This window comes from Aestuariibaculum sediminum (genome assembly GCF_014596945.1).
Classification (GTDB): Bacteria; Bacteroidota; Bacteroidia; order Flavobacteriales; family Flavobacteriaceae; genus Aestuariibaculum; species Aestuariibaculum sediminum.
Genome location: NZ_JACVXB010000002.1, coordinates 306,172 through 328,324, shown reverse-complemented (window position 1 = coordinate 328,324; position 22,153 = coordinate 306,172). Strand labels below are relative to the sequence as shown.

The 22,153-nt window shown below is 34.5% G+C and carries 20 protein-coding genes and 1 pseudogene; 13 read left to right on the top strand and 8 right to left on the bottom strand.

Annotation, left to right across the window (positions count from 1 at the left end; all coding sequences use genetic code 11):
• Positions 1-146: 146 nt before the first annotated feature.
• From ICJ83_RS06265 to dnaK, 3 genes are all read right to left on the bottom strand, one after another.
• A complete protein-coding gene (locus ICJ83_RS06265) occupies positions 147-1,457 on the bottom strand; it encodes a hypothetical protein (RefSeq protein WP_188229525.1) in 1,311 nt (436 codons plus the stop codon).
• A gap of 354 nt (positions 1,458-1,811) precedes the next feature.
• Positions 1,812-2,261: a hypothetical protein gene (locus ICJ83_RS06260; protein WP_188229524.1), complete on the bottom strand. Its 450-nt coding sequence runs from the start codon at positions 2,259-2,261 to the stop codon at positions 1,812-1,814.
• Between the two features lie 265 nt (positions 2,262-2,526).
• Positions 2,527-4,434, bottom strand: a complete 1,908-nt coding sequence (gene dnaK, locus ICJ83_RS06255; protein ID WP_188229523.1) for a molecular chaperone DnaK — start codon at positions 4,432-4,434, stop codon at positions 2,527-2,529.
• Between the two features lie 232 nt (positions 4,435-4,666).
• On the opposite strand from dnaK, the gene ICJ83_RS06250 reads away from it, so the two are divergent.
• From ICJ83_RS06250 to ICJ83_RS06240, 3 genes are all read left to right on the top strand, one after another.
• On the top strand, positions 4,667-5,746 hold the full coding sequence (locus tag ICJ83_RS06250) for a BamA/TamA family outer membrane protein (RefSeq protein ID WP_188229522.1): 1,080 nt from the start codon (positions 4,667-4,669) through the stop codon (positions 5,744-5,746).
• A gap of 26 nt (positions 5,747-5,772) precedes the next feature.
• A complete protein-coding gene (locus ICJ83_RS06245) occupies positions 5,773-6,270 on the top strand; it encodes a hypothetical protein (protein WP_188229521.1) in 498 nt (165 codons plus the stop codon).
• Between the two features lie 111 nt (positions 6,271-6,381).
• Positions 6,382-7,803: an L-serine ammonia-lyase gene (locus tag ICJ83_RS06240; RefSeq protein ID WP_188229520.1), complete on the top strand. Its 1,422-nt coding sequence runs from the start codon at positions 6,382-6,384 to the stop codon at positions 7,801-7,803.
• 1 nt (position 7,804) lies between these two features.
• Here ICJ83_RS06240 and ICJ83_RS06235 read toward each other — a convergent pair whose 3' ends face one another.
• A complete protein-coding gene (locus tag ICJ83_RS06235; RefSeq protein ID WP_188229519.1) occupies positions 7,805-8,266 on the bottom strand; it encodes a nuclear transport factor 2 family protein in 462 nt (153 codons plus the stop codon).
• Positions 8,267-8,402: 136 nt separating this feature from the next.
• Between ICJ83_RS06235 and ICJ83_RS06230 the strand changes: the two genes are divergently transcribed.
• The 3 genes from ICJ83_RS06230 (at position 8,403) to ICJ83_RS06220 (ending at position 11,497) form a co-directional block, all read left to right on the top strand.
• The gene (locus ICJ83_RS06230) at positions 8,403-9,863 is read left to right on the top strand and encodes a rhamnogalacturonidase (RefSeq protein ID WP_188229518.1); all 1,461 of its coding nucleotides are present in this window, start codon (positions 8,403-8,405) and stop codon (positions 9,861-9,863) included.
• 80 nt (positions 9,864-9,943) lie between these two features.
• Entirely contained in the window at positions 9,944-10,762 is an 819-nt protein-coding gene (gene panB / locus ICJ83_RS06225) for a 3-methyl-2-oxobutanoate hydroxymethyltransferase (RefSeq protein ID WP_188229517.1), read from the top strand.
• Positions 10,763-10,798: 36 nt separating this feature from the next.
• Complete coding sequence (locus ICJ83_RS06220) at positions 10,799-11,497, top strand: RluA family pseudouridine synthase (RefSeq protein ID WP_188229516.1); 699 nt, start codon at positions 10,799-10,801, stop codon at positions 11,495-11,497.
• On the opposite strand, the gene ICJ83_RS06215 is transcribed toward ICJ83_RS06220, so the two are convergent.
• The 4 genes from ICJ83_RS06215 to ICJ83_RS06200 all read right to left on the bottom strand — a co-directional run bounded on the left by ICJ83_RS06215 (position 11,494) and on the right by ICJ83_RS06200 (position 14,072).
• Positions 11,494-12,294: a sensor histidine kinase gene (locus ICJ83_RS06215; protein WP_188229515.1), complete on the bottom strand. Its 801-nt coding sequence runs from the start codon at positions 12,292-12,294 to the stop codon at positions 11,494-11,496. The two genes, ICJ83_RS06220 and ICJ83_RS06215, sit on opposite strands and share 4 nt — an antisense overlap.
• Positions 12,270-12,974 carry a hypothetical protein gene (locus tag ICJ83_RS06210; protein ID WP_188229514.1) on the bottom strand — a complete coding sequence of 235 codons (705 nt, stop codon included), beginning with the start codon at positions 12,972-12,974 and terminating at the stop codon, positions 12,270-12,272. Before ICJ83_RS06210 ends, ICJ83_RS06215 begins: the two co-directional genes overlap by 25 nt.
• Before the next feature lie 30 nt (positions 12,975-13,004).
• The gene (locus tag ICJ83_RS06205) at positions 13,005-13,520 is read right to left on the bottom strand and encodes a hypothetical protein (protein ID WP_188229513.1); all 516 of its coding nucleotides are present in this window, start codon (positions 13,518-13,520) and stop codon (positions 13,005-13,007) included.
• A gap of 90 nt (positions 13,521-13,610) precedes the next feature.
• Positions 13,611-14,072 carry an Lrp/AsnC family transcriptional regulator gene (locus tag ICJ83_RS06200; protein ID WP_188229512.1) on the bottom strand — a complete coding sequence of 154 codons (462 nt, stop codon included), beginning with the start codon at positions 14,070-14,072 and terminating at the stop codon, positions 13,611-13,613.
• Positions 14,073-14,230: 158 nt separating this feature from the next.
• On the opposite strand from ICJ83_RS06200, the gene ICJ83_RS06195 reads away from it, so the two are divergent.
• The 7 genes and pseudogenes from ICJ83_RS06195 to ICJ83_RS06165 all read left to right on the top strand — a co-directional run.
• A complete protein-coding gene (locus ICJ83_RS06195; RefSeq protein ID WP_188229511.1) occupies positions 14,231-15,445 on the top strand; it encodes an aminotransferase class I/II-fold pyridoxal phosphate-dependent enzyme in 1,215 nt (404 codons plus the stop codon).
• 117 nt (positions 15,446-15,562) lie between these two features.
• On the top strand, positions 15,563-17,032 hold the full coding sequence (nhaC, locus tag ICJ83_RS06190; protein ID WP_188229510.1) for a Na+/H+ antiporter NhaC: 1,470 nt from the start codon (positions 15,563-15,565) through the stop codon (positions 17,030-17,032).
• Positions 17,033-17,174: 142 nt separating this feature from the next.
• Complete coding sequence (locus ICJ83_RS06185) at positions 17,175-17,819, top strand: peroxiredoxin (protein ID WP_188229509.1); 645 nt, start codon at positions 17,175-17,177, stop codon at positions 17,817-17,819.
• 7 nt (positions 17,820-17,826) lie between these two features.
• Complete coding sequence (locus tag ICJ83_RS06180) at positions 17,827-18,141, top strand: thioredoxin family protein (protein ID WP_188229508.1); 315 nt, start codon at positions 17,827-17,829, stop codon at positions 18,139-18,141.
• Positions 18,122-18,379: a DUF6952 family protein gene (locus ICJ83_RS06175; protein WP_188229507.1), complete on the top strand. Its 258-nt coding sequence runs from the start codon at positions 18,122-18,124 to the stop codon at positions 18,377-18,379. Before ICJ83_RS06180 ends, ICJ83_RS06175 begins: the two co-directional genes overlap by 20 nt.
• Before the next feature lie 482 nt (positions 18,380-18,861).
• Positions 18,862-19,785 carry an FG-GAP-like repeat-containing protein gene (locus ICJ83_RS06170; RefSeq protein ID WP_188229506.1) on the top strand — a complete coding sequence of 308 codons (924 nt, stop codon included), beginning with the start codon at positions 18,862-18,864 and terminating at the stop codon, positions 19,783-19,785.
• Positions 19,786-19,824: 39 nt separating this feature from the next.
• Positions 19,825-22,153, top strand: a pseudogene (locus ICJ83_RS06165) (hypothetical protein); the annotation flags it as partial.

Here is a 22,153-nt window from a genome sequence, read left to right as displayed (position 1 = left end):
TCACTAGCCTTTTTAAAATTGACAATGCTCGCAGGTGATTTTTACCTTTGAGCAACGTTTATATTTTAATTTTAATTAAGATAGAAGGTTTTTAAGACCTAGAGCTTAAATTTACACTACAAATACATAAACAAACAAAGCAAAATTTAATCGTGCTCGTTTGATGCAATAATTTTATTTATTCGTAATCTAAAGTCAGGACGCCTTTCGTTCTTTAAATCAATAAATGTTTCTGAGTTCTGACCTTTAGCATACACATTAAAAAAAGCACTGTTGCCGTACCAATTCTCTAAATCTTCATTATTAGAATTATTCTCTACAAATATGTTCCCGTTACAATTATTAAAATACATATCTGTAAACTTGATGCGCTCCAAATTTGCCTGATTTATAATAATTTTATCTTCAAAAATAACTGCTGGATTAAACCCTGAGATAACGCTTTTATTCATATCTATGGATGCATTTTGCGCTACGTATACCGCCTCTTTTACTAATCCTTTTTCGATATCTCCTTTTAAATCGTCGCTATTATTTAAAAGCGTTAAATTTTTAGCAATGACATTGGTTTGTACTTTTGAAAAATCCACTTCTTCTCTTTTCTCATAAGACGCCACGCTAATACAACGATTTCCATCGGTACTTGAAGACACGTAAGGTGACCTAACTGCAAGAGAGTTATTTAATTCAGATTGTGTTCCAAAATTAAATTTAAAGTCGCTTCCGTTAGCTCTGTAGGACACCATCTTATTCATGTGAACTTTTCCTCCCCAGATTTCAAACGAATTTCCTGCAGAGTGAGATACCATGATATTGTCTAAAACTGTTTTTCCTCCTACACAGGCCAACAATAAGCCGTTGAAATTACCTCCTGATTTTAAACGTTTACCAGCATATTCAATTCTCACATACTTTAAAACACCAGAATTACTACTAGGATTTTCACCTCCGTAGTTTATATAAGGATATGAAGCCGTATTTAGGTTATTATAAAAAGAGATAACAGAACCATTACCGAACTTATTAGTTGGTGCATCTCCTAAAATCATAATGCCGCCCCAGTCACCGGCGCGCTTTAAGCTACGATTAGAAGTAAAGACAATTGGATCGGTCTCTGTTCCTTCAGCTATAATTGCCGATCCTTTTGCTATCGTTAAAGATGCTTTTGAATCGTAATCTCCTAATATTACAGTTCCTGGTTCTATGGTTAGTGTCGCGTTGTTGGTAACAAAAACATTTCCCAACAACAAATACACATCACGCTTGGTTAATCTTGTATTCTCTGAAATATTTCCAGCTAAAATTTGGGTAGGCTCACCGTAATCTGAGCCATTAGGTTTAAAATCGGTCCAACCATAAAGCCAGTTATCCGATCCTATAATCCCTTTTTCTTGCTGGGCGTATACACTTCCTACAGTAATAAGAAATACGCAAACAATATGAGTAAAGCTTTTCATAATTAATGTTTTATGATTTAACTAATAAGATTTTACATCTATTATATACATCAAAAATATAAAAATATTCCATGAAATACACTTTTTTTCGTTAAAATACACATTTTAACATAATTTTAATACAATAAATTCCGATGAAATACACACTAAATCAACTAATTATGTTATAAATGACTATATTTTATAACTGTCTAAATTATTATTACAATTTTAAGCTTAAATATTTAACGATACATAATTATTGATAATTAGTTAAAAAAAATAATTTAAGGAAGTATTTTTGGTATCATATAGATAAAAAAAATCTTCGAATTCATAAAAACTCGAAGATTTATATTTTAAAGGCATACGAGGTTAATGATATTCACTGTACTCGTGCAATGATTTCATGATATCTTCATAAAAAAGAATGGCTGAAATCAAATTATTCGTATCCGAATACGGTAAAAACTTCTTTTGAAATTCACCTGTATTTTCTATATACTCGTCTGTCGTATCAAATTGATCATCTAACGCCTGTTTATTATCCTTGTCGTTAGGTATACCTAAAGTTTCAATAGTAACACCTGGTTTTGTAGCAAAAGCAATATAAGGCAATGTTTTTACCAAACTTTCAATACGTTCCATATACAAACCAAGCAAATCGCCCTTAGGCATGCGGTCTAGTTCATCTTTACTATGATACTTTTTAATAGCAACTTTTTCGCTAATAATATTTTTAGGCTGGTCTTTCTTCTTTTGAGCATATCCTAAACCAATAGCTAAGAAAAAACTGAAACAAAATAAAATAACTTTTACTTTCATGATTAAAATTTAGGGGTTCTGTGTTACAAATTTATGCAATTAATCGTTAAAAACAAGCTTTTTATCGATAATTTTACAAATAATTTTAAACTACTTTTCTTCAATAATCGATTAATTTCATTTTTTATTTGAGGTTTTAATTGCTTTCACCAATATATAACTCGTTTTGAAATAATACTTTTATTAAATATTAAATCTTGAAACCAAAAAAAAAGACGAACTATTTTAGTTCGTCTTTTCTTGTTATATATAAAGAATTTTATTCTTACTTCACTTCTTCGAAATCAACATCCTCCACATCACTTGAGTCTCCAGCTTGTCCATTTTGACTAGCATCTGGTCCTGGCTGACCTTCTCCTTGTTGTGCTTCAGCTTGTGCTTTATACATTTCTTCACTTGCTGCTTTCCATGCTTCATTAATTTTTTCTAAAGCAGGATCGATTACTGCAATATCTTTGGACTCGTAAGCTTTTTTCAATTCTTCAAGTGCTTCTTCGATTGGTTTTTTCTTATCATCCGATAATTTATCACCAAATTCTTTAAGCTGATTCTCCGTTTGGAAAATCATAGCATCAGCAGCGTTTAATTTTTCAGCTTTTTCTTTTGCCACTTTATCTGCCTCTGCATTTGCTTCAGCTTCTTGCTTCATTTTTTGGATTTCTTCTTCTGTCAATCCTGAAGATGCTTCAATACGAATATCTTGTGTTTTGTTTGTCGCTTTATCTGTAGCGGTAACATGGATAATACCATTAGCATCGATATCGAATGTTACTTCAATTTGTGGTGTACCACGTTTTGCTGGTGGAATACCATCTAAATGAAAACGTCCAATCGTTTTGTTATCGGCTGCCATAGCACGCTCACCTTGTAACACATGAATTTCAACAGAAGGTTGATTATCAGCAGCAGTTGAGAATATTTGTGATTTCTTAGTTGGGATCGTCGTATTGGCTTCAATAAGCTTAGTCATAACATTACCCATAGTCTCAATACCTAATGATAACGGTGTTACGTCTAATAATAATACATCTTTTACATCTCCAGTTAATACACCACCTTGGATACCTGCTCCTAATGATACTACTTCGTCTGGGTTAACGCCTTTACTTGGTGCTTTACCAAAGAATTTCTCTACAGCAGCTTGTACCGCAGGAATACGAGTAGAACCACCTACTAATATAACTTCATCAATATCATTTTTACTTAATCCAGCTGCCTTTAATGCAGATTCACATGGTGCAATAGTACGTTTTACTAAATCGTCGATTAATTGCTCAAATTTAGAACGTGTTAATGTACGCACTAAGTGTTTTGGTCCTGAAGCTGTAGCCGTAATATAAGGTAAGTTAATTTCTGTTTGTGCAGAAGACGATAACTCAATTTTAGCTTTTTCGGCAGCTTCTTTTAAACGCTGTAAAGACATTGGATCTTTTCTTAAATCCATACTTTCTTCAGCATTAAACTCGTCGGCTAACCAATTAATAATTTTCTCATCAACGTCATCACCACCTAAGTGCGTATCACCATCGGTAGACAATACTTCAAATACACCGTCACCTAATTCTAAAATAGAAACGTCGTGCGTACCTCCACCGAAGTCAAATACTACAATTTTTTGATCCGTTCCTTTTTTATCTAAACCGTAAGCTAATGCTGCAGCGGTTGGCTCATTAATAATACGACGCACTTTTAAACCTGCAATTTCACCAGCCTCTTTTGTTGCTTGACGCTGAGAATCGTTAAAGTAAGCAGGTACAGTAATTACTGCTTCGCTAACGTCTTGACCTAAATAATCTTCAGCTGTTTTCTTCATTTTTTGAAGAATCATTGCTGACAATTCTTGAGGTGTATATAATCTTCCATCGATATCCACACGTGGTGTATCGTTATCTCCTTTTACTACTTTATATGGTACGCGTTCTGCCTCTTTTTGAGATTCAGAATATTTATTCCCCATAAAACGTTTAATAGAATATACAGTTTTATTTGGGTTAGTTACAGCTTGTCGTTTTGCAGGATCTCCAACTTTAATCTCTCCTCCTTCAACGAAAGCGATAACCGATGGCGTAGTTCGCTTACCTTCTGCGTTTGGGATTACAACAGGCTCGTTACCTTCCATTACAGAAACGCAAGAGTTGGTTGTACCTAAATCGATTCCAATAATTTTACTCATAATATTTTTTATTTGTGTTTATGGATTCCCGCCTAAACGGAAATGTTGTGTTCATTTTTAATTTCGGTAACTAAAAGTCAATGATTATGCCATTTAAAAAAAACTGACATGATGTCACATCTCACATTACAAACCATTTCTCAACCAATTTTCTTACATAATCATGTTTGCTTTCTTTTTTAGTTTTAAAAATGATAGTATATTAGAAGTAAACTTCTTAGACCCGCTTGTAATGATAAAAAAATTACTATTCACTACGTTTTTATGCTCAAGTCTGACTATAATTCATGCTCAAAATGACCAAAACGATATTACAACCCCAAATGATTCATTAAAAGAAAAAAAAATAGAGTATAAAATTATGCCATACATAAGCTATAACAGAAATTTAAAAGCTATGTTCGGTATTATCCCAATGGCAAACTATAGGATAAATGCTAAAGATTCTATTTCACCCAAATCTATTTCTGGTTTTGCAGGTGTTTACACCACAAACAATTCGTATTTTGTAGGTTTTTTTAACAGATGGTATTTTAAAGAGGATACTTGGCGTGCTGCCTTATTTGCTGTTGTCGGCGACCATATTTCTCAATTTTACATGGAAGATACAGATGTTAGTGGTTTTTACGATTACGACACAAATATGACCATGATTAGCGCAGCGGTGAAACGACAATTAACCCAATCATTTTACACAGGACTAACATACACTTACACCATTTATGATACAGTTTACGAAGATGATGTTCAGGAGGCTACAAAAACGACAACCAATGCATTAGAACTTAATATGCTATACGATTCTAGAGATGCTGTGTACTATCCTACCAAAGGAATAAATACTACAGTGCGTTTTATTACGTATCCCGAATGGATTGGAAACGATCAATCTGCAAACAAAGTAATAACCAATTTCAACACCTATTTTGCTACACGAAATAATACCGATGTAATTGCAGCAAGGTTTTCTGGGCAGTTTGGCTTGGGCGACATCCCTTTTGAACAACAAGAAACCATTGGCGGAAAAGATATTAGAGGGTATTCCGAAGGAAAATATCGAGGTGATGGTCTCATGTCAATTCAAGGCGAATACCGTTACAATTTCAACGCTAAAATGGGCCTTGTTGGTTTTGCCGGTATCGCCACTATTTATGGCTCCACAAACGAAAATTTCGATTGGGATGCCTACCCTGGTTTTGGTTTAGGCTACAGATATAATGTATTTAACGATATGAAGTTTAATATTGGACTTGATGCCGCAGTTGGAAAAGGTGATTGGGGTATTTATTTTAGAATTGGAGAATCCTTTTAATTAACAACAAAAAAACACTTATTGCTATGAAAAAATTAATTTCCATTTTACTTATAACTATCCTTTTTGCTTGTGAAGGTCCTCAAGGGGCACCTGGCCCTCCTGGTGCAGACGGCGGTTTAATCGTTTCAAGTGCTTTTGAGATTGAAATAAATTTTAATGAAACTAATAATTATGAATACTTTGAAAGTTATGGCTTCGATGTTTATCCTTTTGATGTTGTTATGGTCTATATTTTATGGGACAGAGATGAAAACATCTGGAGGGCTTTACCTCAAACCATATTTTTTCAGGAAGGCTCTTTAATTTATAATTTCGATTTTACCCAAGAGGATGTACGGTTCTTTTTAGATGGTAATATCGATTTCAGTCTTTTAGGAGGTGAATGGACACAGAACCAGGTGTTTCGTGTAGTGGTTATTCCTGCCGATAATGTAGATAGTGTAAATCTTAACGATTATAATAATGTCATTGAAACTTTAAACATTAAAGCGTTTAATTCTCATAACCTAAATACATTTTAAGTGTAAAAACTCCTTTTTAAACGCTGATAAAATTTCTAAGTTTTAATGATTTTTTAACTAAAACCCGAGATGAAGTTCTTGTATATTTGTGCGGACTCTAACAAGAATTAAATGGAATGTATTTCGGTTTTTGATATGCTTAAAATAGGTGTTGGCCCTTCTAGCTCACACACACTTGGCCCATGGCGGGCTGCCGAGCAATGGATAAGTGAATTAAAGGCCAGCAAAAACTTCGATAAGGTACAATCTATTTCGGTAGACTTATATGGTTCTTTAAGCCTCACAGGTAAAGGGCATGCCACTGATTATGCTGTTATGCTAGGCTTAAGCGGTGCCGACCCAGAAACAGTTCCTACTGATAATATACACGGCATCGTGGAAAATATAAAAACATCGAAATCTATCTGTTTTAACAACGAAAAACTTCTTTCATTTAATCCGGAAACCCAAATAACATTTAATAAAAAATTCTTACCATTTCATGCTAATGCTCTAGTTTTTACTGCCAAAATAAATGGCAAAAACAAAAAATCTACTTTTTATTCCATTGGTGGTGGCTTTGTTGTTAAAGAAGAACGAAAAAATGCAAAAGCAAATAAGGCTATTTTCAAAATGTACCCTTACCCTGTCTCTTTAGGCTCCGATTTACTTAATTACTGCAAAACCTTAAATTGGTCGGTTTCAGATTTAGTTTTGGAAAATGAAAAGTCAATACGCAACGAAATAGATATTGACAACGAATTAAAAAGAATTTGGAACACCATGCTGGAATGTATGTATATTGGGTGCCATACCGAAGGTAATCTTCCTGGGGGTTTAAACGTGAGACGGCGAGCACACGATTTACATCTAAAGCTTAAAGGCGATTTACCTTATGAAAACCCGCAGGAGTGGCTAGAAACCATTCGTAAAACAGAGGTTAAATTTCGGTCTATCTTAAAATGGGTAAGCTGCTTTGCTTTAAGCGTTAATGAGGTTAATGCTTCTTTGGGTCGGGTCGTTACCGCTCCAACCAACGGAAGTGCAGGTGTTATCCCTGCGGTACTTATGTACTATATGGTTATTGAAAATCATGAAGCCGATTTTAGTCATATTAAGAAATTCTTACTGGTTGCTGGCGAAATAGGAAGTATCTTTAAAAAGGGTGCTACAATTTCGGCCGCTATGGGTGGATGTCAGGCCGAAATAGGCGTGTCTTCAGCTATGGCTGCTGGCGCTTTAACCGAATTGTTAGGCGGTACACCCGAGCAAGTCTTAGTCGCTGCCGAAATTGCAATGGAACACCATTTAGGACTTACTTGCGACCCTATTGGTGGTTTAGTTCAAGTTCCTTGTATTGAACGAAACTCTATGGGCGCAATAAAAGCTATTCACGCTGCCGAACTGGCTTTAGACACTAACCCAGAAAATGTAAAAGTACCCATAGATAAAGTTGTCTCCACCATGTGGGAAACAGCGAAGGATATGAATTCTAAATATAAAGAAACCTCAGAAGGAGGATTAGCCGTAGGCGTAAATTTAGTAGATTGTTAATTTACCCCGCTTTACAACCTTGTCGACGCCGTGTATCTATTAAATAGATAATTTTCCACTTACCATTATCATTGAATAATTGAAAATTATTGACTCCGCAATGACTAAAGGTGTCATTAAACCAAAATTCATAAGGCGTCCACACATTAGCCATCGTTCCATCGACCTGAATATTAAAATCCAAAAGGCGCTCATCCCATTTTTGATCTTCTGTCCGATTGGCTACAGCTTCTAACAACGTTTCGGGCGCATCGGTAACTAACATCATCTTTCCATCTTTATTCGTATATGTCGTTTGTAAGACAATATTATCCATCATAACCGATTTCATAAGCGTTGTATCTCCTTTATGAAATCCTTCAAAAAATGTTTCAACAGTTTGTTTTGCTTTTATTTGGTCATTTTCCTGACCGTAAAATACTGAGGTAACAAAAACGATAATGTAAAATATAAAGCGTGCCATTGGTTTGTGTTTTCTTAAAATTAAACCAAAAACATGATGTAATAACTCATTTAAAGAAAAGTTTAACAGAACATTACATTTTTATTACATTTACATTTTATCAAAAAAATCCAACAAACAAACGTTTATTCTAATTATGCAATTATTAAAACTAAAGTCTTTATTTTCATATCGTTTTGAAGATTTAAATGACATCCTGTTGAAATCAAATCGAATTTCAAATACTCAAAACACTTTACTGAATTGGAGCAAAAGAAGTTTATTCATTCTACCTTTCTTTTTACTATCCTGCAAACAAAATAAGTCATTGGATAAGCAAGATGTAACCGAAATTAATCATGTTGATTTATTTCCTGACGGCTCTCCTATTTCACCTTGGTTTAAAGATGATTCAAAAATAAATCCTTCCGATTTAGGTAAGTTTTATAACATTCTTGATTTTGGCTGTGTAATCGATAGCACAAAATTACAAACTTCTGCTATTCAACACACCATAGATGAGGCTTACCGCAACGGAGGAGGGGTTGTTGTTATTCCTGAAGGCACATTTTTAAGTGGCGCTTTATTTTTTAAACCAAACACGCATTTACACATCGCCAAAAATGGTGTGTTAAAAGGTTCCGACGATATCAATCAATATCCCTTTATCCCATCACGTATTGAAGGACAAAGTATTCCGTATTTCTCTGCTTTAGTCAACGCAAAAGCAATTGATGGTTTTACTATTACTGGTCAAGGAACTATAGACGGTAATGGCTTAAATTTTTGGAAAGCCTTTTGGAAACGTAGAGAAGAAAATCCAAAATGCACCAATTTAGAGGTGTCTAGACCGCGTTTGGTTTTCATATGGAAATGTAATAATGTGCAACTACAAGATGTAAAATTGCGTAATTCAGGATTTTGGTCTAGCCACTATTACCAATGTAATAACGTAAAAATTCTGGATTTACGAATAACTTCGCCACACGAGCCAATTAAAGCACCCAGCACGGATGCCATAGATATCGACGTATGTAACAACGTGCTGATAAAAGGATGCTATATGGCTGTTAATGACGATGCCATAGCCCTAAAAGGAGGCAAAGGGCCTTGGGCTGACAAAGATCCAAGTAATGGCGAAAATACTAATATCATTATCGAAGATTGTGAATTTGGATTTTGTCATGCGGCATTAACCAATGGTAGCGAAGCAATTCATAATAAGAACATTATAATGCGTAATTGTCAGGTAACCGACGCAAAAAGGTTACTCTGGTTAAAGATGCGACCGGATACAGCGCAACACTACGAATACATTACGGTTGAAAATATTACTGGTCAGGCTCATAGCTTTATATACATAAAACCATGGACACAATTTTTCGATTTAAAAGGGAGAAAAGATGTTCCTCTTTCATATTCTGATCATATTACTATGAAAAATATTAATATGGAATGTGACATTTTTTACGACATGAAAATAACCAAGTATGACAAACTTTCGCATTTTATTTTCGAGGATATTACATTAAAAGCTGAAAATGATAGTTATGATCCCTCTATAATAGAACATCTAAAATTTAATAATGTAAAAGTAAATGGAAAATTAATCCAGTAGTTGAAAAATGAATTCAGTAAACCATAACAATCGACTAACATTTTAGTATTTTTGCACTCTATCAAACAAAATATTTCATAATGTCTACTGCAAAAAAAGAGTATAAACGCGTTACAGTTAAAACCTTAGTTGATATGAAAGCTAATGGTGAAAAAATTTCTATGCTAACTGCATACGATTATACTATGGCGAAAATTGTGGATGGTGCTGGTGTAGATGTCATTCTTGTTGGCGATTCGGCCAGCAATGTTATGGCAGGCCACGAAACTACCTTACCCATTACCTTAGATCAAATGATTTATCATGCCTCATCAGTAGTTAGAGCCGCCGAGCGAGCATTGATTGTTGTTGATTTGCCATTTGGAACTTACCAAAGTGATCCGAAAGAAGCTTTGCGTTCGGCTATAAGAATAATGAAAGAAAGTGGTGGCCACGCTGTTAAACTTGAAGGAGGAAAAGAAATAAAGGAATCTATTAAACGGATTTTACATGCCGGAATTCCTGTTATGGGACATTTAGGGTTAACGCCACAATCTATTTATAAATTCGGCACCTATACCGTTCGTGCCAAAGAGGAAGAAGAAGCCCAGCGTTTAATTGACGATGCAAAAATGCTTGAAAAAGTAGGTTGTTTTGCTATTGTACTGGAAAAGATCCCTGCGAAATTAGCCAAACAAGTGGCCGAAAGCGTTAGCATACCAATTATTGGCATTGGTGCAGGTAATGGAGTTGATGGTCAGGTATTGGTAGTTCATGATATGCTAGGTATGACACATGAATTTCACCCTCGATTTTTACGTCGCTATTTAAATTTGTATGAAGATATGACAAATGCCATGGCGCAATATGTGAGTGATGTTAAGGCTGTCGATTTTCCTAATGAAAATGAACAATATTAAAACAATCGTAGATTAAGCATTTCTATTCGTGTATTTGTGGCAGACAAAACAATCTCAAATAAAAACAACCTAATAAATTTATACGAGGATAATCATATTATTGTCGTGAACAAACGTGCAGGCGATTTAGTTCAGGGCGATAAAACAGGCGATAAACCTCTTGGTGATATTGTTAAAGCATATTTAAAAGAAAAATATAACAAGCCGGGAAATGTATATTTAGGAGTAGTACACCGCTTAGACAGACCAACTACTGGGTTAGTTATTTTTGCCAAAACTAGTAAAGCCCTGCCCCGATTAAATGCTCTGTTTGTTTCAAAAGATATTAATAAAACCTATTGGGCTGTGGTAAAAAATGCCCCCCCAAAGGAAAAGGACACTCTAATTCACTGGTTAAAAAAGAATCCTAAAAACAATAAATCAACTGCTTTTTCTAAAGAAGTAAAAGATAGTAAAAAAGCTATTCTTCATTATAAAATTTTAAAAAAACTTGACAATTATGTTCTACTTGAGATTAATTTAGAAACGGGTAGACATCATCAAATTAGATCTCAATTATCGAGCATAGGTTGCCCGATAAAAGGCGATTTAAAATATGGTTTCGATCGCAGTAACAAAGATGCGAGTATCCATTTGCATGCCAGACATATTACTTTCGTACATCCCGTAAAAAATGAGCCAATTAGTATTACAGCCCCGCTACCTAATGATCCTATTTGGGATGCATGCCTTTAAATAATGGGGTAATTTATAATCAATTTCACACCTCCACCTTCTTTCGATTGTAAATCGAAATCTGCATTTATAAGTTTGGCTCGGCTTTTCATATTTATGAGTCCAGAACCTTTCTCTGCTTTTTCCATATCAAACCCTTTTCCATCATCTTTTAGAATAACAACTAAGTTTTTAGACTGATAATTTAAGATAACTTTAATGTTTTTTGCTTCAGAATATTTTACAGAATTTGATAAAAACTCCTGAATTATCCTGAAAATGATGATTTCATGCTTTCTGTTAGCAAATTCAGTCTGATTCCCCAATATTTCCATTTCAGCCGAATTAAACTTCATTTTTTTAAGTCGGTTTAATTCATTCAAAATTGATTTTTCAAATCCTTGATTTAAAACAACTTCATTATTTAATGTTTTTGATAAGGCTCTTACTTCGGCTAAACTTTCTTTTAAAGCATCTGAGGTATCTTTAAATTTTGTTTTAACATTATCATCTACCTGCATTTTTAAAATACTAAGTTGCATGTGTGCAAACGATAGTAATTGTCCTATATTATCGTGTAATTCCCATCCAATATTTTTCAGTGTTTGCTCTTGTGTTTCGGTTTGTGCTTGTACAATTTCTGCTTCAAATGCCTGCTCCTGCTCTATTTTTTCTAATAGGATTTTATTTTTTCGCTTTAAAAACATCACAAAAAAAACCACCACAAGAGCCGTAACTATAAAAATTACCGACACGGCATAAATTAATAAATATCTTTCGGAGGCTGTACTAGCTAATTTTTCTGTGGTCTGCACCATATTAAAGCAAAAGTAAAGGTTAAATACATAGCAACATTGGCCATTAAATATATTTGCCATTTCAGTAAAATAAAATTCCAATCTAAATGAGAATTATAAATATCATAAAATACTAAGGGCGTAATAATAAGCCACCAAATAAAAATGGCAAAGCTGATGTAAAAATTTAACGACTTGTAAAATGTTAGAATTTTATCACTCAATAAGACTTCTATAAAATAAAAAATAGTACACATAAAAATAATTATTGCTCCTAAAACACTTATTACAGGAAAGAAACGCTTAAAAAATGCTTCGAAATTTAAAAGAATGTATACAAACGAAAATATCACAAACACGAAAGCTGAATATTTTACAACGGCTTTAAAGCCTTTGCTGCTTAATATTTTATGATAATAAAATGCTAAGAATACGATAGCACCAATCTTCCAGTATAATGTTGACCACCAAAAATTGGCAATAAAAACAGTTCCTCTTAAAAAACTAAAAAGACCATCGTTTTTAATGTGATGCACATAATTATTTGCAAAATCACAAATAGTTAAATACACTAAAAACCAAATAAAATATTTAGCAGCTGTCTGTTTATACCTTTTGTAAAGTATTAATCCAGTTACAGCTGCTAAAATTTCAATACCAGTAGAAAAAATAAAATTATAGTCTTTTAAAAAATCGTCCAATTGGTTCTGTAAACTATTATACTTTTATCTCTATTCATTATGATATCCTGTTTGTCCACCGCCTGCATCGTTTAATGGACCTACAGGTATGTCTCCTCCTCCAGGTTGAAAACTAAAAACACTGCCTCTATCAATTTTTTCATTGCCGGTAGGCGCAATAAACATGGTCGTTAAGTCCCTTTTCGCTTGTCCACGATTTTTCCCATAAACCCCCAGATAAACTCGAATACCAGTCATACTATACCCTTTATCTGTAGCTTCCTGCCGCGCCCATGAAATGTACTCTTCAATTTCGTCTAAAGTCCAATATCCAGACCGCGTATCGTCTTTTGTAGCGCCTTGTGCCCTAGCTGCAGAATCAACAACTTTTTTTCTGTTATCAGTCCAGTTTTTACTTAAAATTTTAGCTTCTTCTATTGTAATTACTTTTGCTGGTTTGCTTATCTCCTCAGAAATATCCATTTCCTTAGTATGCTTAGGAGTTAAAAAATATGTAAAAAACGCTCCAATTACAATACCCAGAAAGGTGTAACTAATTTTTTTCATTTTTAATTGGTTTAAAGTTCAATTACTAAAAGTATGAAAAAATATAATACCCTTTAAGGGATTACACCTTGTTGCATCCTAATTTTCTTGTTAAATAAAATTAATAGCTGTACTATATTTTACTTCATTTATCACGAACATACTATGTGTGCTACCAATATGGCTTATAGATGTTAATTTATTTACCATAAAAGTTCTAAAAGAATTCATATCTTCCATGACAACTTTAAGCAAATAATCATAATCGCCGCTAATATGATAACACTCCAAAACTTCAGGAAGATTAGCAACCTCTTTTTCAAAAGTCATCACAAAATCCTGCGTGTGTTTTTCTAGTTTAATATGACAAAATGCAACAAACGATTTATTTACTTTTTGTTTGTTAATTAAAGTTATATACTTTTCAATAAACCCTTCCTTTTCTAATTTTTTTATACGTTCATAAACAGCCGTTACAGATAAATTAAGCTTCATTGCCAATTCTTTCGTGGTTTGTTTACTATCTGCTTGTAAATATTCCAGCAATTTTTTATCGGTATGATCGAAAGTCATAATTGTAAAATTTTCATTAAAGTTAAATATATCCGCATGTTATTTGAAATATTTTTTAATATAATATTAAATTATAGATTTAAAATCTATATAAACAAATATCAATTGACAAATAATCTAATATAAACTAACTTAATGGTTCATTTAACTTTTAAGACATGTCATTTAAACCAGCAAATAACATTCAAGATTTACAATATTTCGGAGAGTTTGGAGGCGTTAACCCTTCGGTTTCCGATTCTTCTACTTATACCTTCTTATCAGCTAAAACCATGTTCGATACTTTTGAAGGCAATGCCGATGGGTGTTATTTATATTCAAGACATTCGTCGCCTTCTAATTTATATTTAGGAGAAGCTCTTGCGGCAATGGAAAACACTGAAGCTGCACATGTTACGTCTTCTGGCATGGCTGCTATTACAAGCGTGTTATTGCAACTATGTCAAGCAGAAGATCATATAATTTCAAGTCGAACGATTTACGGTGGGACTTACGCCTTTTTGAAAAACTTCCTTCCTCGTTTTAAAATTTCAACCAATTTTGTTGATATTACAAATCTAGCTGCAGTAGAAGCGGCCATAACCAATAACACAAAAGTTATTTTTTGTGAAACAGTAAGCAACCCACTTCTTGAGGTTGCTGACATAAAAAAACTATCTATTCTCGCTAAAAAGCATAAACTTACTTTGGTGGTTGATAACACATTTTCTCCTTTATCAATTTCGCCTAAAGTTCTTGGTGCCGATATCGTTATCCACAGCTTAACCAAATTTATTAATGGCAGCAGTGATACCGTTGGCGGAGTTATTTGTGGAACCCATAAATTTATTAATGCCTTACGCGATGTAAATACGGGAGCTACGATGTTATTGGGCCCTACTATGGACAGCTTAAGAGCAAGCTCTATACTAAAAAACTTAAGAACACTGCATATTAGAATGCAACAGCACAGTAAAAATGCATTAAATCTGGCCAAAAAATTTGAAAATTTAGGATTAAAAACGGTGTATCCGGGTTTAAAATCACACCCTTCCCATCAATTATTTAAATCTATGATGAACGAAAGTTATGGTTTTGGAGGTATGCTAACTATAAATGTTGGTAGTTTAGATAAGGCTAACCAACTTATGGAACTCATGCAGCATAAAAACTTAGGCTACCTAGCAGTAAGTTTAGGGTTTTATAAAACCTTATTTTCGGCACCCGGAACATCAACCTCTTCAGAAATCCCGTTAGATGAACAAAAAGCGATGGGGCTAAGCGATGGATTAATTCGTTTTAGCATTGGATTAGATGCCGATATAGAACGTACTTTTAAAATGATGTTTGATTGCATGCTTGAGTTACATATTTTAAAACCCTCTATCGTTTAATTTTTTCTTTTTAGATTCAAGTAAAGACAGCCTTTAGAGGTTGTCTTTTTGCTTTATAAAAATAGAATTTGCGTAACTTCATTCAAAATTGTAACATTACATTCAAATTCCTAAGTAATGCAAGACGACAAAAATATTTCAGAGTTCGAAGCCGATAATATTCATGTGATAAAAAATAAAGAACTTAGTGTTTGGGAGGCCTTAATCCCCGTAATTATACTCATTGGTTTGTTGTTTTTTAATATAATTTTTGTCGAAGATCAAGAGTGGTTTGGCTCGTATACTAATCAAATAATTTTACTTTTTGGTGGTGGCATTGCAGCAATTGTTGGTTTTAAAAACAAAGTTACTTTATCAATAATGTTAAAAGAAGTTTGGGAAAATTTGAAAAGTGTATTTGTTCCGATTATCATTTTATTTCTGGTAGGTGCACTGGCAGGTACTTGGTTGGTTAGCGGTGTTATTCCGGCCATGGTATATTATGGACTACAAGTTCTTAATCCCTCTATATTTTTACCTGCTTCGGTAATAATTTGTGCTATAATTTCTATTGCTACAGGAAGCTCCTGGACAACATCTGCTACTGTAGGTATTGCTCTGGTTGGAATTGGCACTGCACTGGGTATTAACACAGGAATGATTGCGGGAGCGGTTATTTCAGGAGCATATTTTGGAGACAAAATGTCGCCCTTAAGTGATACTACAAACTTAGCTCCAGCTATGGCAGGAACTGATTTATTTACGCACATTCGCTACATGAGTATAACCACTGTGCCTACCCTAATTGTAACCCTTATATTTTTCTCTGTATTAAGTATTAGCATAGAAACTACAGGGAATGCAGATTTGGGCAATTTATTAAATACTATTAAGACCACATTTAATATTACGCCGCTATTGTTTATAGTTCCAATTGTGGTTATTGCTTTAATTCTTTTTAAAACAAAACCCATTATAGCTTTAACTACCGGCGTGATAATTGCAGCTATTTTTGCTATTATTTTTCAAAATGATATTTTGATTCAAATATCAGACAGTAAAACAAATAGCGTTATCAATGCTATTTTTACTGATACACAAATTACAACCGAAAACGAAAAGCTAAACGATTTGTTTTCTGCTGGTGGTATGGCAGGTATGATCTGGACTATTTTACTAATTTTATCTGCAATGGTTTTTGGAGGAATTATGGATGGTATTGGTGCTTTATCCAGAATCACAAAATCTTTATTAAAACTTTTCCACACAACATTTGGCTTATTTGCTAGTACTGTGGCTAGTTGTTTAGCCCTAAACATCACTGCGAGTGACCAATATTTGGCCATTGTGGTACCAGGTAAGATGTATGCGAAGGCATTTAGAGAAAAAGGGTTAGCTCCCGAAAATTTAAGTCGTACCCTTGAAGACTCAGGGACAGTAACATCGGTATTAATCCCATGGAATACCTGTGGTGCATATCAAAGTAGCGTTTTAGGAGTGGACACACTCCATTATATGGGTTACGCGATATTTAACTGGTTAAGTCCGTTTACAACTTTATTATTTGCTGGGCTTTCCATTAAAATAAGACAACTCTCTGATAAATAACAAGATACTATAACTACAATAAGCTTCAATAATTAAAACCTATTAAACAATAGATTTTAAAGATTTTGTATCTCAAATTAATAATGTTCCGTTTTTATATTTGCAAGCGTAAAAAATAAATAACTTAATAAATAATAAAAACATGGCATTAGTAGGAAAAAAATTTCCAAATTTAAACGTTGACGCAATGAACGATTTAGGCGATACTTTTAAAGTAAACGTTCTGGAAGAAGCTGTTAACAACAAGAAAAAAGTACTTTTATTCTGGTACCCAAAAGATTTTACTTTTGTATGTCCTACCGAATTACATGCGTTTCAAGCTGCTTTAGGAGAATTCGAAAAACGTAATACCATCGTAATTGGAGCTTCTTGTGATACTCCCGAAGTTCACTTTGCATGGTTAAGTACTGCTAAAGATAACGGAGGAATTGAAGGTGTAACTTACCCTTTATTAGCCGACAGCAACAGAAACTTATCTAGTATTTTAGGCATTTTAGATATAACTAAAGAAACTTACGACGAAGAAACTGGAACAGTACAGGTTGAAGGTGACAACGTAACATACAGAGCTACTTACCTAATCGACGAAGATGGTATGGTACAACATGAAAGCGTTAACAACATGCCACTAGGAAGAAATGTTAGCGAATACTTACGTTTAATTGATGCTTTAACGCACGTTCAAGAAAAAGGTGAAGTTTGTCCTGCAAACTGGGAAGAAGGTAAGCAAGCGATGCAAGCTAACGCTGCAGGAACCGCTGAATACCTAAAAGCACACTTAAACTAATCTAATTATGATTAAAGAATTAGAACAAGATAATTTAAAAGAACTTATATCGCAAAATGATACTGTAGTTGTTCAGTTTTCTGCAACATGGTGCGGCAATTGTCGCATAATGAAACCTAAATTCAAAAAATTAGCTACAGAAAACGAAAACATTACGTTTGTTATGGCCGATGCGGAAAAGTTTCCTGAGTCTAGAAAATTAGCCACAGTAGATAATTTACCTACTTTCGCTACTTTTAAGGCAGGTGCTTTTGTAAACCAGGTGCAAACTAACAAATTTGATGTTTTAAAAGATTTAGTCAATGAAGTTACCAGTAATTAAACATTTAACCCAGTTTATTGAAGACAATGACGAAGATTTCGTTATTGAAACCATTGAAACCCTTGAAGCTCTTACAGAAGTTCCTTCTTTAAAAGATGAAGAATTAGACGTGATTGGAGAATTAATCTCCAATATGTACGGTGCTGTAGAGGTTAATAAAATGATTAAAGATGGTACACCTAAAAAAGAAGCCCTTAACAACTTTATGGGACGCGTTCTAGGTGCTATTGACAAATAAGCCAAAAATTATTTAGTACTAAATAAAGCCGTTATTCTGAAAATGAATAATGGCTTTTTCATTTATAAATAAGTCAATTTCATAATGTAATTGACATATTTATAAAATTTTATGTTATTTATATACATTCTATATAATATGCTTTTTAGCTCGTTTAATTCTTAAAAATTTTGATACATTAGAAATTAATAGAAAAACTTCACAATTCCATGATTCCTTAAATTACTACGACAATTGACACGTTATTTTATACTTCATCCTTTATTATAACCAAAATATTTCCTTAATTTTTCAAAACAAAACCATACAATACAAGATAAAACGTTTTATTTTCTTACAATTTAATATGTTTTTTCTGTCATTATAAATAATTAATTTTCAGCTAATTACAATACGGTTTATTTTTCATCGGTATTAATAAACACTTTATCTAACAGAATTTTGTATTTTTACAACGATTTAACCCCAAAATCAAAATACAAATGAAAGTTAATTTTATTACAAAAGTTAGCCTGACTTTGTGTATCATTATTTTATATCATACTCAAAGTAAAGCTTATAAAAACACTTCAAATTTTACTACATATACCACTACTAAATACTCAAAGGTATATGTAAATCCAATTCTTTCTCCTCCAACAATTGTTTCTCTTTCTGCTAACAATGCAGAGAAAGGTGAAATAATAACCATCACCGGAAGTAATTTTATAGATGACTCTAACACAAAAGTGGTGGTAGGTAACATTGAGGTCGTACCTACATCGATAACCTCCAACTCAATTAGTTTTGTAGTACCATCGGCACCTGTAAACACCAATATTAAAGTACGTTGCGGTAATTTAACAAGCAACCAAAAAAACTTTACTGTAAATCAATATACTGCTGGTAGTTTAAGCTTAACTTATGATCCAACAAGTTTTTCCCCTTATACCTACAAAATTGTAGCTACTCCAGGTAGTGGTTATAACAATGGATCTCAAATGGAGGTGGCTGATTTTGATTTAGATGGTAATCAAGATTTCCTAATCCGAAAAGGTACTACTCCCGAAGGCTTACAAATACTATTTAATGATGGATCTGGCAGTGCTGCCAACTATACCAATGCTTTGGTCAATTTTGGAACTTATAACGTATTTCATTACAATGTTACTGATTTAGATAATGATGGTGATCCCGATATTGTAGCTTCTGGAAGTAACAATATAGTATACATTTTAAGTAATGATGGCAGCGGAAATTTTACAACACAACAAATCTCCCTTGCTGGAACCAACGGACATTTAATTGAATTCACGGATTATGATTTAGACGGCGATTATGATATAGTTTGTACTTCAAATATTCCTGCAACAAATACAGGAAATAATATTGTTGCACAAATCATTAATAATAATTCTGGTACTTAAACATTAGGAGCTGACGTTTTTGGCAATAGTAGTGACGGTATGACAAGTAACAGGCAGTCTTCAGCTGCCGATCTTGATAATGATGGTATAAATGAGATTTATTATGCCGATTTTACATCAAAAATATACAGCATTACATTTAACGGTTCAAACTGGTCTCGAAACCTGGTTTACGATATTGGTACGTCTTCTTCTGGAGGAGATATACGAATATTAGATTATGATTTTGATGGAGACTTAGATCTAATTTATGATTCTAATGATATATTACTTTTCTTTAATGATGGCTCCGGAGCATTAGCTTCCACACCTGATTACAGAATTCCAAATAGAGCCCATGGTATTCTATGGGATATTGATGCGGATAGCGACCGAGACCACATTACCTCGGATTATTACTGGCCAAGGCCAAAATTAACCGAAAATACGGACGGTAATTTCAGTAATCCTACTTCCAGTTTAGTTACCGGATCTTTTTATAATAATAACGGAAATAATTTACCTAATCAATATGTCCTAGTAGATGTTAATGATGATAATTATCCTGACTTGATTGGAATTTATAATAATGTTTTTACCGTTCAACTTTTTAGAGGTAGTTCGGATCCATACATTGGTATTTCTGTATCACTATCAAATTTTACTTCTTGTAATAGTGCTGAATCCGAAGCCCAAGCTATAAGTATCTCAGGTACCAATTTAACGAATGATATTGTCTTTAATGCACTTGCTAATTTCGAGTATTCCTTAAATGGCACTAGCTATACTAATAGTTTAACGCTTACTCAATCTAGTGGTGTGGTTTCATCCACAGCCATATATATTCGGTTAAAAGCTGGAGTTTCAGGAAATACATCCGGAAATATATCTATCTCATCTACTGGAGCACAAACAAAACAAATAGCTGTCACAGGAAATGTCTTAGCAACGGATGATGCCTCGTTTAATTATTCCGCTGCAGCTTACTGCGTCGATGATTCCGATCCTACGCCAACTATTACAGGGCTTTCTGGGGGTAGCTTTAGTTCCACGTCTGGACTCTCTATAAATGCCGCTACCGGGGTGATCGATGTGTCAGCTTCTACCGCTGGTACGTATACGGTAACCTATACCACGAACGGGACGTGTCCCAACTCAGCGACCCAATCCGTGACCATTAATGCTTTGGATGATGCCTCATTTAGTTATTCCGCTGCGGCCTATTGTGTAAATGATAGTGATCCTACACCGACTATTGCAGGGCTTTCTGGGGGTAGCTTTAGTTCGACTACCGGACTTGTTATTAATGCGTCTACCGGGGTGATCGATGTGTCGGCTTCTAATGCAGGTACGTATACGGTAACCTATACAACAAATGGGACGTGTCCCAACTCTGATACCCAATCCGTAACGATTAATGCTTTGGATGATGCCTCATTTAATTATTCCGCTGCGGCCTATTGTGTAAATGATAGTGATCCGACACCGACTATTACAGGGCTTTCTGGGGGTAGCTTTAGTTCCACGTCTGGACTTTCTATAAACGCGTCTACTGGGGTTATCGATGTGTCGGCCTCTACTGCAGGTACGTATACCGTGACCTATACCACGAACGGAACGTGTCCTAACTCTGATACTCAATCCGTGACCATTAATGCTTTGGATGATGCCTCGTTTAATTATTCCGCTGCAGCTTACTGCGTCGATGATTCCGATCCTACGCCAACTATTACAGGGCTTTCTGGGGGTAGCTTTAGTTCCACGTCTGGACTCTCTATAAATGCCGCTACCGGGGTGATCGATGTGTCAGCTTCTACCGCTGGTACGTATACGGTAACCTATACCACGAACGGGACGTGTCCCAACTCAGCGACCCAATCCGTGACCATTAATGCTTTGGATGATGCCTCATTTAGTTATTCCGCTGCGGCCTATTGTGTAAATGATAGTGATCCTACACCGACTATTGCAGGGCTTTCTGGGGGTAGCTTTAGTTCGACTACCGGACTTGTTATTAATGCGTCTACCGGGGTGATCGATGTGTCGGCTTCTAATGCAGGTACGTATACGGTAACCTATACAACAAATGGGACGTGTCCCAACTCTGATACCCAATCCGTAACGATTAATGCTTTGGATGATGCCTCATTTAATTATTCCGCTGCGGCCTATTGTGTAAATGATAGTGATCCGACACCGACTATTACAGGGCTTTCTGGGGGTAGCTTTAGTTCCACGTCTGGACTTTCTATAAACGCGTCTACTGGGGTTATCGATGTGTCGGCCTCTACTGCAGGTACGTATACCGTGACCTATACCACGAACGGAACGTGTCCTAACTCTGATACTCAATCCGTGACCATTAATGCTTTGGATGATGCCTCGTTTA